Annotated in this window: 24 protein-coding genes; 14 read left to right on the top strand and 10 right to left on the bottom strand. The window is 41.6% G+C overall.

Annotated features, from left to right (window positions below):
• Positions 1-67 precede the first annotated feature (67 nt).
• Positions 68-223: a hypothetical protein gene (locus tag FD723_RS44190; RefSeq protein ID WP_372743819.1), complete on the top strand. Its 156-nt coding sequence runs from the start codon at positions 68-70 to the stop codon at positions 221-223.
• Between the two features lie 252 nt (positions 224-475).
• Here FD723_RS44190 and FD723_RS22460 read toward each other — a convergent pair whose 3' ends face one another.
• Entirely contained in the window at positions 476-826 is a 351-nt protein-coding gene (locus tag FD723_RS22460; RefSeq protein ID WP_179067339.1) for a helix-turn-helix transcriptional regulator, read from the bottom strand.
• Between the two features lie 80 nt (positions 827-906).
• Between FD723_RS22460 and trxA the strand changes: the two genes are divergently transcribed.
• From trxA to FD723_RS22425, 7 genes are all read left to right on the top strand, one after another.
• Positions 907-1,230: a thioredoxin gene (trxA, locus tag FD723_RS22455; RefSeq protein ID WP_012412473.1), complete on the top strand. Its 324-nt coding sequence runs from the start codon at positions 907-909 to the stop codon at positions 1,228-1,230.
• Positions 1,231-1,377: 147 nt separating this feature from the next.
• On the top strand, positions 1,378-2,172 hold the full coding sequence (locus FD723_RS22450; protein ID WP_179067338.1) for an SDR family NAD(P)-dependent oxidoreductase: 795 nt from the start codon (positions 1,378-1,380) through the stop codon (positions 2,170-2,172).
• Between the two features lie 128 nt (positions 2,173-2,300).
• Positions 2,301-3,413, top strand: a complete 1,113-nt coding sequence (locus FD723_RS22445; protein ID WP_179067337.1) for an alkene reductase — start codon at positions 2,301-2,303, stop codon at positions 3,411-3,413.
• Between the two features lie 259 nt (positions 3,414-3,672).
• Entirely contained in the window at positions 3,673-4,338 is a 666-nt protein-coding gene (locus tag FD723_RS22440; protein ID WP_179067336.1) for a nitroreductase family protein, read from the top strand.
• A gap of 376 nt (positions 4,339-4,714) precedes the next feature.
• Positions 4,715-6,010, top strand: coding sequence for an MFS transporter (locus FD723_RS22435; protein WP_179067335.1), 1,296 nt, complete (start codon positions 4,715-4,717; stop codon positions 6,008-6,010).
• Positions 6,011-6,013: 3 nt separating this feature from the next.
• A complete protein-coding gene (locus FD723_RS22430; RefSeq protein WP_179067334.1) occupies positions 6,014-6,703 on the top strand; it encodes an SDR family NAD(P)-dependent oxidoreductase in 690 nt (229 codons plus the stop codon).
• 34 nt (positions 6,704-6,737) lie between these two features.
• The gene (locus tag FD723_RS22425; RefSeq protein WP_179067333.1) at positions 6,738-7,505 is read left to right on the top strand and encodes a class I SAM-dependent methyltransferase; all 768 of its coding nucleotides are present in this window, start codon (positions 6,738-6,740) and stop codon (positions 7,503-7,505) included.
• A 406-nt stretch (positions 7,506-7,911) separates the two neighbouring features.
• On the opposite strand, the gene FD723_RS22420 is transcribed toward FD723_RS22425, so the two are convergent.
• The 8 genes from FD723_RS22420 to FD723_RS22385 all read right to left on the bottom strand — a co-directional run bounded on the left by FD723_RS22420 (position 7,912) and on the right by FD723_RS22385 (position 16,396).
• Positions 7,912-8,787: an STM4011 family radical SAM protein gene (locus tag FD723_RS22420; RefSeq protein WP_179067332.1), complete on the bottom strand. Its 876-nt coding sequence runs from the start codon at positions 8,785-8,787 to the stop codon at positions 7,912-7,914.
• 150 nt (positions 8,788-8,937) lie between these two features.
• The gene (locus FD723_RS22415) at positions 8,938-9,234 is read right to left on the bottom strand and encodes a hypothetical protein (RefSeq protein ID WP_179067331.1); all 297 of its coding nucleotides are present in this window, start codon (positions 9,232-9,234) and stop codon (positions 8,938-8,940) included.
• Positions 9,235-9,315: 81 nt separating this feature from the next.
• Positions 9,316-10,686 (bottom strand): STM4012 family radical SAM protein, encoded by a 1,371-nt coding sequence (locus FD723_RS22410; RefSeq protein WP_179067330.1) that lies wholly within the window; start codon positions 10,684-10,686, stop codon positions 9,316-9,318.
• Between the two features lie 43 nt (positions 10,687-10,729).
• On the bottom strand, positions 10,730-11,521 hold the full coding sequence (locus tag FD723_RS22405) for an STM4013/SEN3800 family hydrolase (protein ID WP_256874900.1): 792 nt from the start codon (positions 11,519-11,521) through the stop codon (positions 10,730-10,732).
• A gap of 72 nt (positions 11,522-11,593) precedes the next feature.
• The gene (locus tag FD723_RS22400) at positions 11,594-12,787 is read right to left on the bottom strand and encodes an STM4014 family protein (RefSeq protein WP_179067328.1); all 1,194 of its coding nucleotides are present in this window, start codon (positions 12,785-12,787) and stop codon (positions 11,594-11,596) included.
• A gap of 60 nt (positions 12,788-12,847) precedes the next feature.
• Entirely contained in the window at positions 12,848-13,807 is a 960-nt protein-coding gene (locus FD723_RS22395; RefSeq protein ID WP_179067327.1) for a HEAT repeat domain-containing protein, read from the bottom strand.
• Positions 13,807-15,180 (bottom strand): WD40 repeat domain-containing protein, encoded by a 1,374-nt coding sequence (locus FD723_RS22390; protein WP_179067326.1) that lies wholly within the window; start codon positions 15,178-15,180, stop codon positions 13,807-13,809. The genes FD723_RS22395 and FD723_RS22390 overlap by 1 nt, the downstream gene beginning before the upstream one ends.
• Positions 15,134-16,396, bottom strand: coding sequence for an STM4015 family protein (locus tag FD723_RS22385; protein ID WP_179067325.1), 1,263 nt, complete (start codon positions 16,394-16,396; stop codon positions 15,134-15,136). Before FD723_RS22385 ends, FD723_RS22390 begins: the two co-directional genes overlap by 47 nt.
• A 147-nt stretch (positions 16,397-16,543) precedes the next feature.
• Here FD723_RS22385 and FD723_RS22380 point away from each other — a divergent pair, with 147 nt between their 5' ends.
• From FD723_RS22380 to FD723_RS22355, 6 genes are all read left to right on the top strand, one after another.
• Positions 16,544-16,756, top strand: a complete 213-nt coding sequence (locus FD723_RS22380; protein WP_179067324.1) for a DUF2997 domain-containing protein — start codon at positions 16,544-16,546, stop codon at positions 16,754-16,756.
• 44 nt (positions 16,757-16,800) lie between these two features.
• The gene (locus tag FD723_RS22375; protein WP_179067323.1) at positions 16,801-17,364 is read left to right on the top strand and encodes a molecular chaperone GrpE; all 564 of its coding nucleotides are present in this window, start codon (positions 16,801-16,803) and stop codon (positions 17,362-17,364) included.
• A 129-nt stretch (positions 17,365-17,493) separates the two neighbouring features.
• Complete coding sequence (locus tag FD723_RS22370; protein WP_256874899.1) at positions 17,494-18,003, top strand: hypothetical protein; 510 nt, start codon at positions 17,494-17,496, stop codon at positions 18,001-18,003.
• Between the two features lie 193 nt (positions 18,004-18,196).
• Entirely contained in the window at positions 18,197-20,794 is a 2,598-nt protein-coding gene (locus FD723_RS22365; protein ID WP_179067322.1) for a cation-translocating P-type ATPase, read from the top strand.
• 123 nt (positions 20,795-20,917) lie between these two features.
• The gene (locus tag FD723_RS22360; protein WP_179067321.1) at positions 20,918-21,193 is read left to right on the top strand and encodes a hypothetical protein; all 276 of its coding nucleotides are present in this window, start codon (positions 20,918-20,920) and stop codon (positions 21,191-21,193) included.
• The gene (locus FD723_RS22355; RefSeq protein WP_179067320.1) at positions 21,190-21,570 is read left to right on the top strand and encodes a clan AA aspartic protease; all 381 of its coding nucleotides are present in this window, start codon (positions 21,190-21,192) and stop codon (positions 21,568-21,570) included. The genes FD723_RS22360 and FD723_RS22355 overlap by 4 nt, the downstream gene beginning before the upstream one ends.
• 142 nt (positions 21,571-21,712) lie before the next feature.
• Here FD723_RS22355 and FD723_RS22350 read toward each other — a convergent pair whose 3' ends face one another.
• On the bottom strand, positions 21,713-22,780 hold the full coding sequence (locus FD723_RS22350) for a hypothetical protein (RefSeq protein ID WP_179067319.1): 1,068 nt from the start codon (positions 22,778-22,780) through the stop codon (positions 21,713-21,715).
• Positions 22,781-22,997 lie beyond the last annotated feature (217 nt).

Below are 22,997 nucleotides of genomic sequence, written 5' to 3'. Positions count from 1 at the left end.
TCCACCAAGATATCCAAAGTAGTCACTTGTTCTCTGCTTAAGCTTCAATGATTGTTTTACCTCTAAGCTGCTGTCAAATTCTGACCGTTACGCCGATGACAGCGTTGAGGCTAGAGATTTAATCGATCTAGCAGTTCTCAGGCTGCGATCGCCAATACCTCAAGTATCAATTGAGAAGGCTGAAAGAGCATATCAGGTTATGCGCCCTTTGAAAAGAGCGTAGGCGTAGCCCGTCGTAGACATCGCACGCTTTCAAGAAAGACCAGATTACAGGGAGAAATGCTTTCTGAGTCTGCAAGTCGATCAAGCTCAGATACCCAAAATTATCGATGGTATTGATTTACTCTCTACAGATTTAGGTTTATCTCACACTCCAAGGACTTTTCAAGAACAACACGATATCTTTGCTGATTTAGAAATACAGAAAGAAAAACGAGAAGATTCTTAAACAATTCATACCCAATGACCAATACCCCTAAATTCTTGAAGCTATTTGTTTAGTACTAACAGGGCTAACAGGCAATGGTTGAGCAGCTTTCAAGACTGCATCCAGTAACCCTGGAAACAACATCTCTAAATCTTCACGCCGTAGTATGTTAATATGGTGTGTCCCTTCTTTGCGTGTCAAGACTATCCCCGACTCCCGCAAAATCTTGAAGTGATTGGACATCGTAGACTTAGCGATCGCAAAATCAAATCTCGCACAGCATTGTTCCCCCTCAGTCGCCAGCAACCGCACAATCTCTAACCGCACCGGATCGCCCAATGCATACAATACGCCCGGTAAAGAAATATTTTTTCTATCTGGATGATAAAGAAATCTCATAGTTGCATTATCTCATCAGGTGGCATATATTTTTATTATTCGATATTATCGAATAATAGAATTAATTAGGAAGGCAATTTATGTCATCCATTACAAATGTCACAGAAGCCACATTCAAGCAAGAAGTCTTGGAAAGTGAAATTCCGGTATTAGTGGACTTTTGGGCCCCTTGGTGCGGCCCTTGCCGGATGGTGGGCCCAGTCGTCGATGAAGTTGCTGCTGAATACGAAGGACAGGTGAAATTTGTGAAGCTGAACACAGATCAAAATCCTACTGTCGCTAGCCATTACGGAATTCGCAGCATTCCGACGCTGATGGTTTTTAAGGGCGGTCGGCAGGTTGATACTGTCGTCGGGGCAGTCCCAAAAACTACCTTGAATAAGACCTTAGCACAGCATCTTTAATTTGAGTGCTGAGTTAGGAGTTAGGAGTGAGGAGTGAGGAGTTAGGAGTGAGGAGTTTTGTTTATCCCCCTCATCTCCCTAATCTCCCCCTACTTCTTAGTCCCCAGTCCCAAATCATTCTGTTTCAACTAACGGGGAAAGAGCGAAATGGACTTGAAACTGCATGGTAAATCTGCATTGGTGAGTGGCTCAACCGCAGGCATTGGTTTGGCGATCGCTCTTGGGTTAGCTCAAGAGGGTGCATCAGTAATTATCAATGGTCGGTCTGAAGCAAGAGTAGCTCAAGCGATCGCTAAAATTAAGCATTTTACACCCGATGCGAAAGTTTCTGGTGTTGTTGCTGACACCGGCACAGCATCAGGGGTAGAACAACTTTTTGAAAAAGTTCCTCACGTTGATATTCTCATCAACAATTTAGGTATTTATGAGCCAAAAACCTTCTTTGATATTACTGATCAAGATTGGTTAAACATATTTGAGGTTAACGTTCTCAGTGGAGTCCGCTTGAGTCGGCAATATCTGCAAAAGCAGCTAGAGCAAAACTGGGGACGGATAATTTTTATCTCCAGCGAATCTGCTATTCAGATCCCAGTGGAAATGATTCACTATGGCACAACTAAGACAGCGCAACTAGCCATTGCCCGAGGTCTAGCAGAAATGACTGTTGGCACTGGAGTCACAGTAAACTCAGTCCTACCAGGGCCAACCCGTTCAGAAGGCGTTGAAGAGTTTATTTCTCAACTAGCACAGGAACGTGGTATCAGTCCAACAGAAGTTGAGGCTGAATTTTTTCAAAATGTGCGTCCAACTTCCTTGATTAAACGCTTTGCAACTAATGAAGAAGTAGCAGCGATCGTAGTTTATCTTTCTAGTCCCGTAGCCTCAGCAACTAATGGTGCAGCTTTGCGGGTAGATGGTGGCGTTATTCGATCGATTGTTTAGTATTTGAAGTATATCTGTTGTAGGGGCACAGCAATAGACCAAACCCTTTTCAAATCTCGTTTCCAGTCGGAGACTGGGAACGAGGCAATGCCCAATGCCCAATGTAAAATAATTTGGAGATATAACCAATGACAGCTGATATCAACTTATTCTCTCCTTATCAATTAGGGAATCTGGAATTACCTAATCGGATAGTGATGGCACCCTTAACCAGAAATAGGGCAGCTAAGGGAAACGTCCCATACGAACTTAATGCTACTTACTATGCTCAACGTGCTTCCGCCGGACTGATTATTTCTGAAGCAACACAGGTAACTCCTGAAGGGCAAGGCTATCCCGCGACACCAGGAATTCATTCACCAGAACAGGTGGAGGGATGGAAGTTAGTAACCGATGCCGTACATCAGCACGGAGGAAGAATTTTCTTGCAACTATGGCATGTCGGCAGAATTTCTCATCCAGACTTACAACCAAATGGAGTTTTACCTGTAGCACCTTCTGCGATCGCTCCTAAAGGTGAGGCTTCAACTTATGAGGGGCCAAAACCTTTTGTTACTCCCCGTGCTTTAGAAACATCGGAAATACCGCAGATCGTCGAACAGTACCGTCAGGGAGCGGCAAATGCTCTAGCGGCTGGGTTTGATGGGGTGGAAATTCACTCAGCTAATGGTTATTTAATAGATCAGTTTCTTCGGGATGGTACTAATCAACGTACAGATAAATATGGGGGTGACATTGAAAATCGGGCCCGATTCCTGTTGGAAGTAACAGAAGCGGTAACTAGTGTGTGGGATTCTAACCGAGTTGGGGTACGTTTCTCTCCCAGTGGGACTTTTAACGATATCCATGACTCCAATCCTCTGGAGACATTCGGTTATGCGGCTCAAGCATTGAATAAGTTTAATTTGGCATATCTACATATTTATGAGGCAACAGAGGCAGACATCAGACATGGCGGAATAATTGTACCCACCAGTCATATACGCGATCGCTTTACAGGTACTCTCATCGTCAATGGTGGTTATACCCGTGAAAAAGGTGATGCTGTACTGGCAAACAAAGCCGCAGATTTAGTTGCCTTTGGCACATTATTTATATCAAATCCCGATTTACCCCGACGCTTGGCTTTGAATGCACCACTAAATCAACCAAATCAAGCAAGCTTTTATGGTGGTGGTGAACAGGGATATACAGACTATCCATTTTGGTCGACTGCTAATGAACCTGTAGCTAACGTGTAATTCGTAATTCGTAAGCTAATGTACTTTTAATTTGCATAACTAGGGCGCTCATTGTTGCCCATTCCACAAGAGTTTTAATTCCAGGTAATATGCAGGTTAAATTTCCAACAGCTTAATTCGTAATTTTCCCTTGAGCGTACTGTAAAGTTGTTTATTCGGAAACAAGGAATAATTTTTATTTTTGTTTCATGAATAAATACATTCGCTTGTATGCTAATTACGAATTGTTTGGTCATAATCCAACTATCAGGAGAATCTCATGAGTACCGTCATCCAAACCCAACCTTTAGATGTACCAAGTGCGATCGCTAAACGTCGTTCAATCAAAACTTTTAAAACAGACCCCATCGCCCCAGAATTGCTCAAACAACTGGTAGAGTTAACCGTGGCAGCGCCCAGCAGCTATAATATCCAGAGCTGGCAAATTATTCTTGTGCAAGATGAGGCGCAAAAAGCAGCCTTATCAGCAGCATCATGGAATCAACAGCAAATTGTCCAAGCACCAGTTACCTTTGTGTTTGCTGCTGATGCAACTGCATCTGAAACAAACTTGAACCCGATCATTGAACAGGCTCTTGCAACTGGGGCCTGGAATGAAGGTACGGCAAATTATTTTAAAACTGCTATTCCGCAATTTCAACAGGGGCTAGGAGACAAGCAACGGGAGTATGCCATCAAAGATGCGATTATCGCTGCTACCCATTTGGTGTTAGCGGCAGAAAGTCTGGGATTATCGACTTGTTTTATGAACGGTTGGATTGAGGATCAGGTAAAGCAAGTAATTGGTGCTGGGGATAATCCAGATTTAGCGATCGCTGTTTTAGTCCCTGTTGGCTATGCAGCCGAACCACGCTTAAATCCCGGTCGTTTGCCATTCTCCTCTAATGTCTCTGTAGACAGAATTGGCAACCCTTATGCAGGGTAGTTTTTTATAAATGCGGAATGGGGCATGGAGAATAGGGGATGAGTCTTTGATACTCGCCGACGAGTCTTTGATACTCGTGAATGAGGCTTTGATACTCGCCGACGAGTCTTTGATACTCGTGAATGAGGCTTTGATACTCGCCGACGAGTCTTTGATACTCGTGAATGAGGCTTTGATACTCGCTGACGAGTCTTTGATACTCGTGAATGAGTCTTTGATACTCGCCGACGAGTCTTTGATACTCGTGAATGAGTCTTTGATACTCGCCAACGAGTCTTTGATACTCGTGAATGAGTCTTTGATACTCGCCAACGAGTCTTTAAACCTGCTCCCCCTGCCTCCCCTACTCCCTCATCTCACTCCCCCCTCCTCAACCATGTCCTTACCCTCCTTCCTCGCGCGTCGTTCGTTCCACTATGGCTGGATAGTTGCAGGTTTAACATTCTTAGCCTTGCTAGTGGCAGCCGGAATTCGCTCTGCTCCTGGAGTTTTTATAGTGCCTCTGGAACAAGAGTTTGGCTGGAGTAGAGCAACTATATCTTTAGCAATCTCCATTAACTTGGTACTCTACGGATTAATTGGCCCTTTTGCTGCCACCGTTATGGAGCGGATCGGCATTCGGCGGATGATGGTATTTTCGCTTGCTATCATTGCTCTCGGTGTCGGTTTAACCACTTTGATGTCAGCGTCTTGGCAACTAGTCTTGCTGTGGGGTGTAGTAGTCGGTTCTGGTAGCGGAGTTATCGCCCTGGTTTTGGGTGCTATTGTCGTCAATCGCTGGTTTTTGTCAAAGCGGGGTCTAGTTCTGGGCATCTTAACTGCCAGTACAGCTACGGGGCAACTAGTGTTTTTACCCATGCTGGCTTCAGTCGCCGATCGCTTTGGTTGGCGAATTGCGGCTCTAGCTCTGACTGGTGCAGCACTTTTAATTATTCCAGCGATCGCAGCTTTTATGCGCGATCGCCCGGCGGATGTTGGTTTGCGACCTTTTGGCGACACCAGCGAAACTGTAGAAGTGTTACAGCCCAAAGTCAATTCCATCGCCTCCACTCTTAACGCCCTCTGGCTGGGAATGCGTAACCGCGACTTCTGGCTGTTATTTGGTAGCTTTTTTATCTGTGGTGCTAGCACAAATGGGTTAATTGGAACTCATCTGATTCCCGCTTGTATTGACCACGGTATCCCGGAAGTCAAGGCGGCGGGTCTTTTGGCAATCATGGGATTATTCGATTTTTTCGGAACTACTATGTCCGGTTGGCTATCTGACCGCTGGAACAATCGCTACTTATTGTGTTGGTACTACGGACTGCGGGGTTTGTCTTTGATTTTCTTGCCCTTCAGTTTCAACTTTTCCTTCTATGGGCTTTCCATTTTCGCCGTCTTCTATGGACTTGATTGGATTGCTACCGTACCACCAACAGTCCGTCTGGTTGCCAACGTCTTCGGTAAAGAAAATGTCGGCGTGATGTTCGGTTGGATTGTCGCCGGACACCAGCTTGGTGCAGCCACAGCAGCATTCGGAGCCGGAGTCTTGAGAACTTGGACGGGTAGTTATTTACAAGCGTTTATTTTATCAGGCGTTCTCTGTCTGATTGCCGCAGTTTGTGTACTGCAAATTGGTCAAAGTCCCACTAAGGGCAATTCACAGTTATCTTCAGTGATGGATAATTAATTTATGGCAACAACAGCTTTAATTGTCGGTGCAGGTAATGGACTAAGCGCTTCTTTAGCTCGCCTATTTGCCAAAGAAGGATTTACCGTAGCTTTAGCAGCTCGCCAAATTGAAAAACTCACTCAATTGAGCAGTGAAATTGGGGCAGTTAGTTTCGCCGCTGATGCCTCAAAGCCGGATGAAGTAGAACAGTTATTTATTGATATCGAAAATAAAGTCGGTTCCCCGAATGTTGTTATTTACAATCCCAGTTTTCGGGTGCGGGGGCCTCTTGTCGATCTAGATCCTGGTGAAGTGGCAAAAACCTTAGATATAACTGCTTATGGTGGTTTTCTTGTAGCCCAAGCTGCTACCAAAAGGTTTTTGCAACTTGGCGGCGGTGCTATATTTTTTACTGGAGCCTCAGCCAGTGTTAAAGGTTATCCGCTATCTGCGCCCTTTGCAATGGGGAAATTTGCACTGCGCGGTTTGGCTCAGAGTATTGCTAGAGAATTAGCACCAAAGAATATCCATGTAGCGCATTTTGTGATTGATGGTGGAATCCGTTCAGCAGTTCGCCAAGATCCAGTAGATAATCCTGATAGTACTCTTGACCCGGATGCGATCGCTCAAACTTATCTCAGCATTCTCCGCCAACCGCGCAGTGCTTGGACTTGGGAAGTAGAACTACGTCCGTGGGTAGAGAACTTCTAGCCTAGACAATTGTTACAAGAATAGTTTTATAGGTATGAAAATTGATTTTGGTGCAACTGCTACTGATTATGCAAAACACCGCGCTGGCTTTCCCAGTTCATTATTTAATAGACTGTCTGAATATGGTATAGGTTTACCAGGGCAGAATATTGTTGACCTTGGTACAGGAACAGGAACACTAGCGCGGGGCTTTGCTGATAGAGGTGCTTATGTAATCGGCATCGACCCATCAGTGTCACTTTTAGAACAAGCCAGACAGTTAAGCGAATCTGCCCAACTCCAAGTAGATTATCGAGTCGCAACTGCTGAGAATACCGAGTTACCAGATGCCAGTGCTGATGTGGTGACAGCTGGACAGTGTTGGCATTGGTTTGATCGTCCGCGTGCCGTCCAGGAAATTACTCGTATATTGAGAAGAAATGGCTCGATCGCGATCGCACATTTTGATTGGATACCTTTAAAAGGTAATGTCGTTGAAGCCACAGAACGACTGATCGAGGCTCATAATCCCGCCTGGAATATGGGCGGCGGTAATGGCTTGCATCCCCTGTGGTTACAAGATATTGGCGAAGGAGGATTTCGAGAAATCCGCACATTTTCTTACGATGTATTTGTACCTTATACACACGAGGCTTGGCGGGGACGAATTCGTGCTAGTGCCGGTGTGGGAGCCAGCTTGACACAAGAATTGGTAGAAGTATTTGACCAGGAATTGGCGACATTACTCGAAACAAGATATCCTACAGAAATTCTTGAAGTTCATCATAGAGTTTGGGCTGCGATCGCTAAATCACCGCTATAAAAAAGTATAATGGTCGCTGCCATTGCAAGTTCCCGACAAGTGACAAATTTAGCACTCCAGTCCAAGCATTTTTACAACCCACATTCCGCAGATATTAAAGCGGATTTAATAATTATAAAATTGAAGAGGCTCAAGCCTGAAATGATTGTCTAGAAATTATTCCAGGCTTTTTTCCTATAAAAAGGAGTCAGAATTCAGAATACTCTACCCAATACTTCTCAGGTTTTGCATTTTTAACTCGAAATCGGGTTTGGGGTAAAGGGTACTGGGTTTGGGTTAAAGGTTTTTTCTTTCCCTTTTCCCCTTAACCGAGAATTATTGATACTCTACCCGCACTGCGTAAACTATCTAGACAAGAATTGGCATGTCAGGCAGATGCTAAAATCGGTATATAGCGGAATGCAGGTTATATTACAGTACAATTTTGATTAACCCAATTATCAGGAATTCTTTCTAAAATACCAGCACCAAATACCTTATTCATTTCTAAATATTCTAGATGAACATAACCAATATGACAGTGACAAGTTTGGTTGGTACAAGGTTGTTCAAACAAAGCTGCTTCCCAGTCAGAATCATAAATATTACCAATTGCTGCTTTAATAAAATGACATCGATACATTGTCCCATCACCATCAACAGAAATCACTGATTTTCCAGCCTGACAAGAATGCCCAAAGCTAGGATAATGTTGAGTATTTAATTCATATAATGGATCGATAGATTGAAATAATTCTCGATTTTCTGGTGATAAATTAGTCAGTTCAGCTTTCACAGCATTAATCCACAAATAAACGTGGTTTGGTAACTCTTGACGTAAAGCTGCTATTTCTGCTTTAAACTTGGAAAAACCGACAACTCCAACGCTAAATTTGACATTTTTGTTGTCTAGATTGAGGCATTTGGCTAAGAAGCGATCGCGTGACACCCATTCGGAATGAAAAGTTGCCCAAAGCGCCAATTTATCTTTGTTACATTCTTCTACCCAATCTAAATTACAAGATAGATTAGTTTGAATTGCTGCTTTGTTAACATTGGGGAGTTGCGTTAATTTTATCAGTGCTTGCTGATACGAAGAATGGATTAGGGCTTCTCCCCAAGGAGTAAAGAGAATTGAAAATTGATGTTGGGGATGTTGGGAAATCCAATCTACAAACAGTTCTAAAGATTGTTTATCGATTGCTAATTCGGCGGCTGTTTGTTGGCGTTTGGCAAAGGGGCAATATTCACAACCGTAGTTGCAACTAATTAAAGGGCCGCGATAGAGGATAGTAAGGTGCATAGTAATAGTTATTATTGAATATTAGTTAAATTTGATTATTCGCAGGCAGAATAATATTTATCTGGTGTTTTTTGTCTCTCGGAAATAACTTCAATGTCAAATTGATTAAATTCTTTAATTATCTCATCAGTTAAATAATTATCAGTAATATCAATAATTTTTTAAAGCTAATTCTACTTGAGGATATTCTATATCTTTTAAAATTTTCAATGCTGCTCTTTGAGCTTTCCTAGATTTATTTTTCAAATCTTCAACTAGCAAATATAATCCTGCATCGCCATAGTTTAATGCTTCACTTACCGCTGCAATTCCAGCTTCAATGTTTGAACTCGATAAACGTTTTCTAACACCTTCAATACCACCTAATACAGCACCTCGTACTGGTGGCGGTGCTTCTCCTCCGAGTACTGCATCAAATTCTCCGGGCTGATTTTGATTATTTGTCATATTTTCTCCAACGGTAGATGTAATGTAAATACTCGTAGAAGCGTGATTAATCGTTTCTGTACAAATATTTTTGAAACCCGACTATTTCAACTCATAATCCTGCATTAATTCCTGCACTTTCTCAGAAAATAACCACGCGCCAATAGTGTCAGAACGCTCAATTCCAAATTCAGTTAACTGTAAAATATCCTCATCTTTTATCGCTAAATTCAAAACAAGCAGTTCTGAAAACTCTGGAAAATCAGCGTATACTTCACTACTAAATTTCTGACGATAACTAGCACAATTCAATCCTTCATCGGAAAGCAAAGATAATAAAATATATCGCCGACGTTGTTCTTCAGCATTTAGTTGAAAACCAAAATGCGCGTAGTAAAATGACTCATCTGCTGTTTGAATATATGCTTGTAAAATCTCGCTGATTCCCTTTGCTCCCACAGCATATTCGTTGGAGTAGTGCAAAGTATTAGTGTAGGAACGTGCGCCACAACCTAAACCAACCATACTGTCGGCTTGACAGCAGTAGATGGGAGACGAGGGAGACAAGGGAGAAATATTGCTACCTTGTCTACCTTGTCCCCCTTGTCCCTCTTCCACTCGTCGAAACATCCGCATGGAAACTTGCGTATATCCTTCTGACAATAATAGCGATCGCCCTTCTCGATAACAAGCTAAACGAATATCGTCCCATTCTCGATCTGTGCGTCCCAAACCTGTGAGCGATCGCACATACAATGGATATAGATAAATTTCTTCTGGTTGAAAACGCAAGGTAGCTTGTATTGATTGCAACCAAGTATTTATTGTTTGTCCGGGTAAACCGTAAATCAAATCAATATTAAGCGTGGGAAATCCCATCTCTTTGATCCTTGTCAGCGTTGTTTCTACTTGGGTAGTAGATTGACGGCGCTGGGTGGCTAAAACTTCCGAATCGATGAAGCTTTGGACACCAATGCTAACACGATCGACGGCGTGCGATCGTAACAACTTTAACTTATCCTCAGTGGCGGTTTCTGGCGAAACTTCTACAGAAATGGGAATTTCCCGTAACCTTGCACCCATCGTATTTTCAGCAATATTGAGAATAGTTTCGAGGTGCTGAATGGGTAATTGGGTGGGAGTTCCGCCACCAATAGCGAACCTAGCAAATGACGCATCACCCAACACCGCTTTCATCCGTTGCGCCTGTCGCTGTAACGTGCGGACATATTGACTCATAAAATCTTCATTGTGGCTAACTGCGGTAAACAGATTACAGAACCCACAACGCATTTCACAAAACGGTATATGTATGTAGAGAAATAGCGCTTGTCTATCTTGCTGCGCCCAAAGTTCCGGGAGATACACAGGTGGAGTGAGGGGACGGTAAGCTGTTTTGTGCGGGTAAGAATAAACGTATGCTTGATAAGGAGACTGGGCAATTTTGGATTTAAGATTTTGAATTGTCAGCATAAGATTTAAAAGAATTTAGAACTCTGCGCCTCTGCGTGAGTTTTCATAAAACAAACTCAGCATAAGGAACCGTCCAAACCACAGGATGGCTAAGTCGATGTCCAGTGTAACCATCTTCACCATAAGTTGTCCCGTGGTCAGAACACAGAATGCAAAAAGTAGAATGCCTTTGTCGTATAATATTCCAGAGTTTGGCTAATTGGCGATCGACATATTCCAAAGCTGCGGCGTGAGATTCAATGGTATCGATTTTATCTTTGGCATCGGGAAGATAGAAATAATTTGGTTGATGCAAGGCAGAAATATTTATAAATAAAAATATGCGTTGATTCTTTGGCGTTTGTTCTAAAATTTGTCGTGCAAGATTTACCTGATTTTCTGTAGATTTGGGGTTAGTAACACCTAATTCTGGACTCCAATAACTTTCGGCAAACATTGAGGGAATTACATTACCTAAAGGGTTGCGTTTGTTGAAAAAACCAACTCCACCAATGCAAACTGTATGATATCCCTTAACCGCTAATCCATTAACAATATTTGAGCTATCTAATACACAAGTTGTATCAGTCGTAGTGGTACTTTCTTCAAATCCCAAAGCAAAAAGGCGGGGGTGAATTCCAGGCATTATAGGTGTGGGTAAAAAGCCTGCGAAAAATGCATGATGAGAAGCATAAGTGAAGTTTCCGGGTGAATGTCGTTCTTCCCAACCTGTTTTAGGGAGTACTTTTGCTAAGTTTGGAGTGCGTTTTTGTGCGAGTAAATCTTTGGCTACGTCGTAACGCAGTGTGTCTATAGTGATAAATAAGATATTGTGATTTCCGACGATTTGATTCATGTTTAACATGGCGAAGAAAAATATTTTTTATGTTCACGCAGAGGCGCAGAGTCGCAGATATTAACGAGAAATTTATAAAAATCTCTGTGTTCTCTGTGTCTCTGTGTTTAGTTCCAAAATCGCTTTAATTTCACTCGTATAAGTATCAATTCCATTGCACAAAATACCCGGTAATAAATCACCGAAAGCATTAATCTCTAAAATCGCATGAGTTTTCCAATCAGGTAAAATCAGTAAATCAACTCCACAATATAAACTATTAGGAAATAACCCTGCTGCTTGTTCACAAGTTCGCTTCATTATCTCCCAATTTTCTGCACCAACTTTTGCTAAAAATTCCTCAGTATTTCCCCGTTCATTCCCCAAATGCAAATTTGTCATGGGACTTTTACCAAGGCGAACAACGATATGCTGTGCTTCGCCATTAATAACCACCACACGCACATCAAAACCACATTCTTGTAAATGTGCTTTAGGTAGCCATTCTTCAACTTGTACGCCTTCTGCTGTCAAGATATTGATGATATCGGCGATTTCTTCGTGATGAGTATAGTGCCTAATTTTTCGGGAGTTGTAAAGCAGAGTTTGCCCATTTTCTCGCACTCGTTCGACAGTGGTAATGGCTGATTCAAAACGCGAATTTGCGCGGTAAGCAACGACTCCAGAAGCGGCGGAACCGTGGGAAAGTTTGACGAATACTCGTTCTATTCCCTGCATTTGCATTTGTTCGCGTAAATGATCGTAGTTGTGGATTTTATCTAATGAACGGGGAACGGGGATATTATGACGGCTGAATCTTTCGTGACAAGCTGGTTTGTCAAACATCACAGCGATATCTTGGGGATGGTTCATGAAGTACCCCACCCCCAACCCTTCCCCGCAAGCGAGGAGGGGAGTAAGTTGTGTTTCCCATTTTTGCAACAGATACCGCCAGCCTAAATACCACTGTCGCGGATAGAGGATCAGTCCTTTGTCAAATTCTAATTTTGTCGCTGCTTCTGCACTGATATGTTGATGATTGGAAGTAGAAAAAATCTCCCTACTCCCTTCTGCAATGATGGCTTTATCAACATCAAAGTTTTTTTCTGGAGAGTCAAAGCGGATAATAGTGTTGGGTGTGTTGAATTGTTCGAGAGTTTGTTTTCCTGCTATTAAGTCGGCGTAATCTACTACGGTAGCTGGTGGTAGGTTGAAATGGGTTAGTGCTTCTTGGAGGAAACCGACACGGCGGTTTTCGGGGTTAGCGATGAGGATAAAATTTAGCATTATCTAATTATTCTTTATTCGTGGAGGGCAGAATAGCGATTGGCAAATTCAGATTCTTCATTACTCATGCAAAGCAGAGTATCTCGATCCTCCACATCCTCTTTCCATTTCATCCTCTTGATCGTCTGCAATCACCTGACAATTAAGCTGTAACAATCGTTGAACCATACTTTCTGATACGCAATTGTTAGAAATGTTGAGGGTATGAAGTTGATTTATCGCTGGACAATTTAAAAAAGCTTCTGCCCCATAATCGCTTAAATTACCCATTGATAAATCAAGCACTAAGAGACGTTCAATCATTGGCGATCGCACTATATTCTCTGCAAGCAAGTCAGAAAATTCGCTGCTACGAAGTCCTAAGTAAGCCAAATTTGGGAATGATTCACCAAATAAAATTGGTATCAAATTATCAATAATAAATGTCTCATTTCTTAGTTGCCTACCCAGCCAGAGTTCTAGACATTCTAGATTTGGTAATTCTAAAGCACAAATTTGAGAGAAATTTCTCTCGTCGATATCTGCTGTTTCTATAATTAGGGTTTTGAGATTTTTATGGATTAAAGTTTCGCATTCTAAGAGATATTCATAAAATTGACCACGTACTTTTAGCAATTGCAAATTAGGAAATGCTTCGAGAATTGGACGAATATCAAAAACTGCTAACTTAGATTTGCGATATTCATGTTGTTCTGCATCTCCTATAAATAATGCTTGAAGATTAGGCAGTTTTTCAGATGCTTCGCAAAGTGCTTCTAAAACTATCCCAAAACAGATATTATTATCGTTCCAATAATTTTCATATTCTATTTGACAAATCAAAGCTTGAATTTTGCTAGATTGAGGGTCTTGCAAAAGATTATAAAAAGTCTCTAAATTTATGTTTTTATTGCGATGTTGTGGTTGAATTTGAATCGTATAAGCATAACTTTCATGGTTGCTAATACCAACTTGAGGATTAAATTGTTGGAATTTCCAGTTTTCCAGCTTGAGAAAAAGTTGACTAATACTTTCTGACATTAAAACCTCCACACTTTGACTGTGTTATTTACACCACCACTCACCAATGTTTGCCCATTAGAACTTAGTGCTAATGAACGAATAGCTCCTGTATGACCTTGAAATGAGAAAATTTTCTTCTCTGAAGCTAAATCCCAGACTTTAATATTTTGGTCTCCAGCAGTCAGAAAAGTTTTACCATCGGGACTGAATACGATAGAACGAACCCAACCAGCATGACCGTAAAAAGAAAAAATTTCTTCCCCAGTTTGCATATCCCAAATTTTAATTCTCTGGTCACTACCACTTACTAATATACGCCCGTTAGGGCTAATTGCTAAAGACCGTATTGAATGGCAATGTCCTATAAGACTCCAAATTTCACGTCTAGACTTTAAATCCCAAATTTTGATAGTTCTATCTTCACCACCACTAATTAAAAGCTTGCCATCAGGAGATATACAAAGAGCATAAATTGAGCGACGATGCCCTTCTAAAATAGCAACTTCTTCACCCCAATTCCACTGCCAAATTTTGATACATCCATTCCCATCTGCACTAAAAAAGCTTTCTCCATTAGGATGTATAGCTAGAGCGTAAATTGTAGTTGAATGCTTGCTTAATTTACCGAGATATTTACCTGCTTTTATATCCCAAAGCATAATGATTTTATCTGCCCCAGCACTAATCATCTTCTGTCCATCAGGACTAATAGCTACCCAATTAATATCAGAAGTATGATGATGATTAAATCGCAGATCAAATTTTTCTTGTCCTGTCTCTAAATTCCAGACTTTCGGCGAATTGATACTGTTATAGCGGCTATCACCTGAACCACATACCAAAGTTTTACCATCTGGACTAATAGCTACAGAGTGAACTTGTTGGTAATACGCTTTTAATGTATGAATACACTGAAAAAATTGATATGGATTAAAGTCTTGCAGTGCTTGTTTGACAAATGATTCAGTGCGCGATGTCTGCGACGGGCTACGCCTACGCAAAATATTATAAGCTGATAATCTCACCTGTCCTGACTGATTATGTAGGGCTTGAATTACTATCTCCAAACCTACATCGCCGTAATTCAACGCTTCGGAAAGTGCATTAACTTGTACCTCAACCACCGAACTTCTTAACCGGCTTCTTACCCCCTCAAGTCCTCCTAAAACTACACTATTAACTGGTGGTGGTACTTCTCCACCAAGCACTGCATCATATTCTCTTGGTTGATTTGGATTGTTGTTCATAGCTAAAAGTGAACTAATTAAGAGAAAGTTTTTTAACCCGTGCAGGCGGGTAAAGTCTCGTGTAGCCGCGACTTCTAGTCGCCCATTACTATAAATTTCACTCAGAAACAGAACAATAGCGACCGTCAATGTAACTATCTTCATCTTCTGCTTTCTGATTATTTGCCAAAATACGCGCATCAAAACCAGAGAATTTATCAATCATTTCCTGAGATAAGAAGTTTTCTGAAATATTGAGAATGTCAAGATTATTTATAGCTTGACTATTCAGCAATTCTTCCGCACCAACATCAGTCAGCGTTCCCATTGAAAGATCAAGTATGCTGAGAGAATTAATAATTGGGGAACTTACTATAGGATTAATTAGTTCATCGGTAAATTGGCTATTGCGTAATCCTAAATAAACCAAATTGGGAAACTTTTCTGCAAAAATAATTTGATTTAAATCTTCAACCCAACAATCTCCGCCGTAATCTTCACTACCAAACCATAATTCTAAATGTTCCAAGGCTGGCAGATTCATCTGACAAATTTGTGCAACAGTATCCCGACTTAATCCCTCAGTTTCAACAATCAATGCTTTGAGGTGATTGTGTCGTATCGGCGGACTAAATTGTAAACCATCCCCTCCACGAATTTGCAAAATTTCGAGTTTGGGATAAGCTTGTAAAATGGGACTTATATCGCTTTGTTGAATCCAAGATATTTCTGAATCCTCAGAAGTAAGATCGCCAATAAAAATAGCTTTGAGATTAGTTAAACGTTGTTTAGCATCAACTAAAGCTTGGACAATACTACTTGAATCAGTCTGTGATGTTTCTGCCCACAAACCAAACACTAAAGCTTCTAATTTCTCGGCGTTGGGTTCTTGCAGAAGTCTACTAAGTTTACTGGGTAAATTCTCATAAGTATCATACTCAAACCTGAGAGCATAAGCATTATTAACAGGTTCAAAAATACCTACATTTGCATCGAATTCTACAACTTGCCGATTAGCAAATTGAGGAACATAACAACCTTGATAACCTTGATACTGGTTAAATCTCTCTTCCAAATTCCAAGATTTATATGCTTGCAAAGCTTGTTTGACTTGTGGTTCTACTTTTTGCTTCAATAGTCGATAAGCAAAACGCTGCACCAATCTCGATTTATCTTGCAACGCTTGAATTAATATATCCAACCCTGCATCACCATATTTTAAGGCTTCGCTAAGTGCAGCAATTCGCACTTCAATCACAGGATTTGATAAAGAACGTTTAACCCCCTCAATTCCTCCTAAAACAACTCCATCAACAGGAGGCGGAGATTGTCCTCCCAACACTGCATCATAATCTCTGGGTTGATTTTGGTTGTCTGTCATGGTGCTTTACCTTTTGATTCTTTATTAGAATTCCCAAAAATGCTACGCATACATCAATGCAAATAATTGCCGTTGACGGAAATTTAGTACAACATAGAGATGATTGTGGCATTTTTAAAACCCTGAAAAAATCAATAAATTATACTTATGACGGAGTATCATAAAATTGAGTATCGCATTGGTAAAGATGGGAAAATTACTGAAACAGTAATCAATGCTTCTGGTTCGAGTTGCACAAGTACAACATCGGGAATTGAAAAGGCTTTAGGAGAAGTTGAAAATCAAGAATTATTGCCTGAGTATTACGAAGACGGTGAGGGCGAGACAGTGGCACAAAATCAGTCTCTCAAACAAATCTAAGAGGGATGCAGATAGGAATATTTTCTCTTTTAAGCCTTTTGACAATGGCAATAGGGATTTCCACTCTGTTGTTGATTATTCCAGCAATTAGTGATGCGATCGCTCGCCAAGCAGAATTAGAAACTAACAAATTAGAATTGGCGAGATGTCTAGCGACAAGCAGGTTAGCGTCTACGCAAATTGAATTACTAGAAAATGAACTAAAAGTAACGCAGAAAAATTACTTAGAAAAGCAGCAAAAAATAGAACAGTTCCTTGCTGAAAAAGCAGCGCTACATCAGGAAGGCTTGCGACTGCATGAAGAATTGCAGCAGCAACGAGTTGAACTATCAGAGGAATTTCGCTCTGCGACATTTGAGCAGTTGCAGACATTACTGACAAATTATCCAAGCATTTACCAGATGGTGCAGATTAAACCAGAATTACCTGCGAAAAATCTGCTTTCGATGTTTACCTCTTTAGATAACCTCCTCAATAAATGGGGTTACGAACAGATAGGGAAACCTTGGGAAAAAGTAGCTTACAATCCGCAGATTCATCAACCAGACACAGCTGATATTGCTGAAGATGAGTTAGTTTACATTAGATTCATTGGTTATCAGCATTAAGGACGAATTCTTGTCCCTGCAAAAGTTAGTCGCACTTTACCGGGAGGGGGACAAACAATTAAAAATTAAAAATTAAAAATTAAAGAAATGTTATTGCATATTGCCTTCTTGCTCAATGACAAATGACAAATGACTACAGTAATAATTGATTTTGGTACAAGTAATACTGTTGTTTGTACTACTGATTTGATTACCCAAAAACCACGGACATTGAGATTTGATTTGATGTCGCGCCGCTTTGAAATCGGGGCTGAACAAGTTAGCGTTGTACCCAGTTTAGTATTTGTGGAAGGGCGCGATCGCATTTCTTTTGGTGAATCTGTACGCGCCAAACGCTTGGGGTTTGCCCAGCCGGAACGCTGTTTTAGAGCTTTTAAACGCGATTTGGCAGCAGATTTTGTCCCACCTCCGCGACAGTTGGATGGTAATAGTTACAGCGCTGAGGTGGTTTCGGAACTGTTTCTCAAGGAAATTTGGCAACAGGTTGAACAGCAATTACAACCCAGTAGCGTTATTTTCACAGTTCCCGTCGGTGCATTTGAGCGATATCTTGACTGGTTCCGCAATTTGGGCGACAAGTTAAATATTCCCGCAGTGCAAATTGTCGATGAATCTACCGCATCCACGAGAGTGAGATAAGTGGACGAACCACTGATGGAGTTAGCAGTCAGTGAAAATTTTTTACTCAGCACTCAGAACTGTCTCGGTGAAGAAGCCAGTTTGGAAGTGAATCAGAATAAACGTTTATACTACCTCACGAGTTCTTCAAGTTTGGTCTTTAATATCAAGTTGAATAGCTCTGTTTTTATGTTTCATAGGAAAAAGCGGGATTATGGTTTCCACCGTCGATCTCAATACCGTGGATGGCTTATCTGAGCAAGAGGCGATCGCTCGGCTCAAACAGGATGGCTACAATGAACTCCCCTCCTCGCGATCGCGCAGTATTTTATCGTTCGCTTGGGAAACCGTTCAAGATCCGATCTTCCTCTTGCTAGTCGGTGGTGGTATCATCTATTGGATTTTAGGCGATCTACAAGAAGCCCTGATTTTGCTGGGTTTCGTCTTCTTCATTACCGGGATTAGCCTTTACCAGGAAGGGAAGACTGAACACGCCCTAGAAGCCTTGCGCGACCTTTCCAGTCCTCGCGCCTTGGTGATTCGGGATGGAGAGCGAAAACGAATTGCAGGGCGAGAAGTCGTTCGGGGAGATGTCTTAGTGTTGGCAGAAGGCGATCGCGTTCCTGCCGATGCAATGGTACTATCTTGCTCAAATCTTTCAACCGATGAGTCGTTACTCACTGGGGAATCTCTACCCGTTCGCAAAGTTGCCGCCGCCGGTACCGTGGAAATGGCACGTCCAGGGGGAGATGAGTTGCCCTTTGTATATTCTGGAACCTTGGTAGTTCAGGGACAGGGAATTGCTCAAGTCCAAGCGGTGGGCGCTCAAACAGAGATGGGCAAGATTGGCAACGCCTTGCAAAAAGTGAAGCCGGAACCGACCCCCCTACAACAAGAAATGACTCGGTTGGTGAGCCGTCTGTTTGGCATCGCTTTATTATTGTGTGTGGCGATCGTTGTTATTTATGGAATCACGCGAGGAGATTGGCTCAAAGGATTTCTCGCAGGTATCACCCTAGCGATGGCAATTTTGCCGAATGAATTTCCGGTTGTCGTGACGATTTTCTTAGCCTTGGGAGCATGGCGAATTTCTCAGAAACACGTTTTAGCTCGTCGCGCTTCCGCTGTGGAAACCTTGGGTTCCGCAACCGTTCTGTGTGTCGATAAAACCGGGACGCTGACGCTGAATCAGATGGCAGTACAACAGCTATTTGCATACAACCATGCAGAAAACCCTCACCCATATAATTTGGAATTGCATTTACGCGAGTCTCTCCCCGAAACGGTTCATGAATTAGTCGAGTTTTCCATTCTGGCGAGTCAGAGAGATCCCTTTGATCCAATGGAGAAAGCCTTTAAGGAATTAGGCGATCGCTATCTGGCACATACTGAACATCTGCATGACGATTGGATACTGTTGCGAGAATATCCGCTCTCACCGCATCTATTGGCAATGTCTCACGTTTGGCAGTCAGCCGATGGTAAGCAGTATGAAATTGCAGCGAAAGGAGCGCCGGAAGCGATCGCTGATCTCTGTCATTTCACACCCGAACAGCAGAAAATTATGGCAGCCCAAATCAGTGAAATGGCAAATCAAGGATTGCGTGTGTTAGGCGTTGCCAAAGCCTCTCTTGTTGATGCGCCACCGCCATTTTTCCCGCCTCATCCGTCGCTCAATCCAAATCATTTACCCGACGAGCAACATGACTTTCCTTTTCAATTTATCGGATTAGTTGGACTGTCCGATCCAGTGCGTCCAAACGTTGCGGCGGCAATTCAAGAATGTTATACCGCAGGTATTCGAGTAGTCATGATTACGGGTGATTATCCCGGAACGGCTCAAACTATTGCCCGTCAGATTGGATTGATGCAAATGGGAGCCATTCTGACGGGAGCGGAATTGGATCTCATGAGTGAGGCTGAACTCGAACAACGTATTCAAAGTACAAATATCTTTGCACGAGCCGTTCCCGAACAAAAATTGCGCTTGGTTAATGCTTTGAAAGCCAAGGGTGAAGTCGTTGCCATGACTGGGGATGGTGTGAATGATGCCCCGGCTCTCAAATCTGCCCAAATCGGGATTGCGATGGGACAGCGAGGCACAGATGTTGCCCGTGAGTCGGCGGCCTTAGTGTTATTAGATGATGATTTTTCGTCCATTGTGCAAGCGGTGAAACTGGGACGGCGAATTTTTGATAATCTCCGCAAAGCAATGGCATATCTGCTAGCGATTCACATTCCGATCGCTGGTATGTCTTTGATTCCAGTGTTGTTTAAGTTGCCATTAGTATTACTTCCCGTTCACGTTGCCTTTCTGCATTTGATTATCGATCCAGCTTGCTCCATCGTTTTAGAAGCCGAACCCGCAGAAGCAACGGTGATGCAGCGTCCTCCCCGCAACCCCAAAGAACCATTATTTGGCAGGAAAACTTTGGGTTTGGCAGTACTGCAAGGGGTGGGAATTTTGGTAATTGTTCTCGTCATCTTTATAGTTGCACTATATCGCAGACAAGGCGAACTTGATGCCCGTGCCTTAACGTTTACGACGTTGATTTTGGCAAATTTAGGACTAATTTTGAGCGAAAGTTCTTCATCTCGCCTCAGCTTAAAAATCCTGAAATCTCCTAATGCTGCGCTTTGGTGGGTGATTGGTGGGGGACTGGCTTTTCTAGCGCTCGTCTTGTATGTCCCGTTCTTGCGTCAATTGTTTAGTTTCTCCTTCTTACACCCAATCGATTTGGCAATTTGTTTAGGCGGTGGGGCGATCGCTCTACTTTGGTTTGAACTATTAAAGTTACTCAATCGACCCTAAAAAGTTATTCAATCTAAATTAGGAAAACCGATTTAATTACTAGAAAAATCAAGTGCGATCGCTCAATTATTCACCCTTATAATGAGAATATAGAAAAAAACTAGACTAAAAATAGGTGTAATTATGCAGGCTATTTTTTGGAGTGTAGAAGAAGTTGCTCAAAGAGCCAAACAATTTTACAATCAGGGGATTCGCTCAGAGGTTGAACATGGTGATAATATTGGCAAGATGATTGTAATTGATGCTGAAACAGGCGAATATGGAATTGATAAAAGTGGTGTTGAATCAGCATTAAGGTTAAAGCAGAAGAATCCCAACGCTAGATTATTTACTATGCGAATTGGCTATGATGTTGCTGTCACCTTTGGTGGTGCTTCTATGGAGCGTACAGTTGAATGATTTACGGAAGATTGATTGACCGCAAAGCAGTAGTTCCGGTAATTTTTCGTTTACCACAACAACCAGATTTTTCTCTTGATTTTGTCATCGATACTGGATTTAACGACTATCTTACCTTACCAGTTCAAGCAATCAATGCGATGAATCTTCCTTTATATTCAAGTATACCTGCAAGATTTGCTGACGGTAGTGAGGCTTTATTAGCTATACATTTAGCAACTGTTGTTTGGGATGATGTACAAAAGGTAGTCCCTATTTTAGCTTCTGGTTATAAGCCTTTGCTGGGAACTGCGATGATGGAAGGTTATCATCTTGAGATAGATTTTGAGGACAATGGCTTGGTTTCGTTAGAAAAAATACCATCTCCAATATTATAGATTATTAATAGATTGGTTTTAAGCCATTTTTTTCAAGCTATGCTGCCAAGTTGGATGAAGGCGTTTGTCTAATTTTCCTCAAAATAAACTTTGGAGACAATACAGTGATCTGCGTATATAATGATGACGACCTTGTAACAAACTATTGTTTGATTAACCCCAATTTTTTGCAAGAATAGAAACATTCAATAAAAACTCCAATTATTTTAGGAACAATAGAAGTCAAACTTGTTGAATACCTATTGCCACCATTCATTTTCTCGGATTTGATAAGCCCACCGACAAGATTGCTATCTGATTTCTTAAAAATAAAACCAGCCACTTGTAACTCAGTAGCACTTAATAGCTGCTTGTTATAGTTATCTACAAAGTTATTGCTAGTATCCATCGTCAACTTTGGTTTATAAGCTACAACAAACTCCGATATTCTACACCCAAGCAAACCGCTATCACTAAAGAATGTGCTTGGTTGATAACCGCTTATAAATGGACCATCACTTCCAATTCCTAATATTGCGCTGTTGTACCAAGCACCTGGTTGAATCGTAATTCTATCCCAAGCCTCTGCGTAAATTTTGATATTCTGAACTTCGCCAGGTTGGATCAAGATAGAATGCCAGTTACCATTATCACTTCGATATCTTAATAACTGTTCGTTACTATTAGTCTTGTCCTCGCCTGAAACTAAAGTCGTGAATGAAATCGTTCCACTATATCCACCATTTGTTTGAATTCTTGAGATCCAGTCATTTGGATTTTCTGTACTCCAGTCTCGTCGCCATCTGAGAATACCAGAACCATCTATAACCTTAGCCCAACCATCAGGTACATCTGAAGTATCAGCAGGCTTAGTAGTTGGTTCAAGTGTAAGTTTTGAATTTGTCTCTTTAAGAATTTGCTCTGGTCGAAAACTCGGATCAAGTGTTTCTACAAAAGCTTTATAGTTGTCACTAAAGCTTTTTGAACTCGAAGAAAACTGAACACCAGGTTTACACGACTGCGGCATATGGTCACAGAACTCGTATTGTTCCCTTGGCGTAACGCCTATATTCTGTGTGATTTCCCAGTTCCAATCCCTCATCGGAATTAACAGTTGAAAATTAGGATTGGTAGACTGTTCTTCAAAATCAGTTATGGGAGAACCACAGATTTGCTTAACTGCATTGAATGTTGCTTCTTGAATTTTTCTTAAGGTTTGTGATTTGTTCATCTTATGTTCATCTTAGTTTGGTTACTTAGGTACTTCAAAAAAAACCTGATCAAGAACTCTTTCTTCTCAATTTTTCTGTGTTCTCTGTGTATGGAGTGGTTCGTTTTTTCGGTAATTTTTTATTGGAAATACCTTATAAAACTAATTTAGCAGTAAAGTGAAACTCCCCTGCTAAATCTAGCCAGTTAAAACTGAGGCGATCTTGATTATTTTGCCT

This window comes from Nostoc sp. C052, assembly GCF_013393905.1.
Classification (GTDB): Bacteria; Cyanobacteriota; Cyanobacteriia; order Cyanobacteriales; family Nostocaceae; genus Nostoc.
Note: the sequence above shows the minus strand (reverse complement) of the source record. Positions and strands in the feature narration are given on the sequence as shown.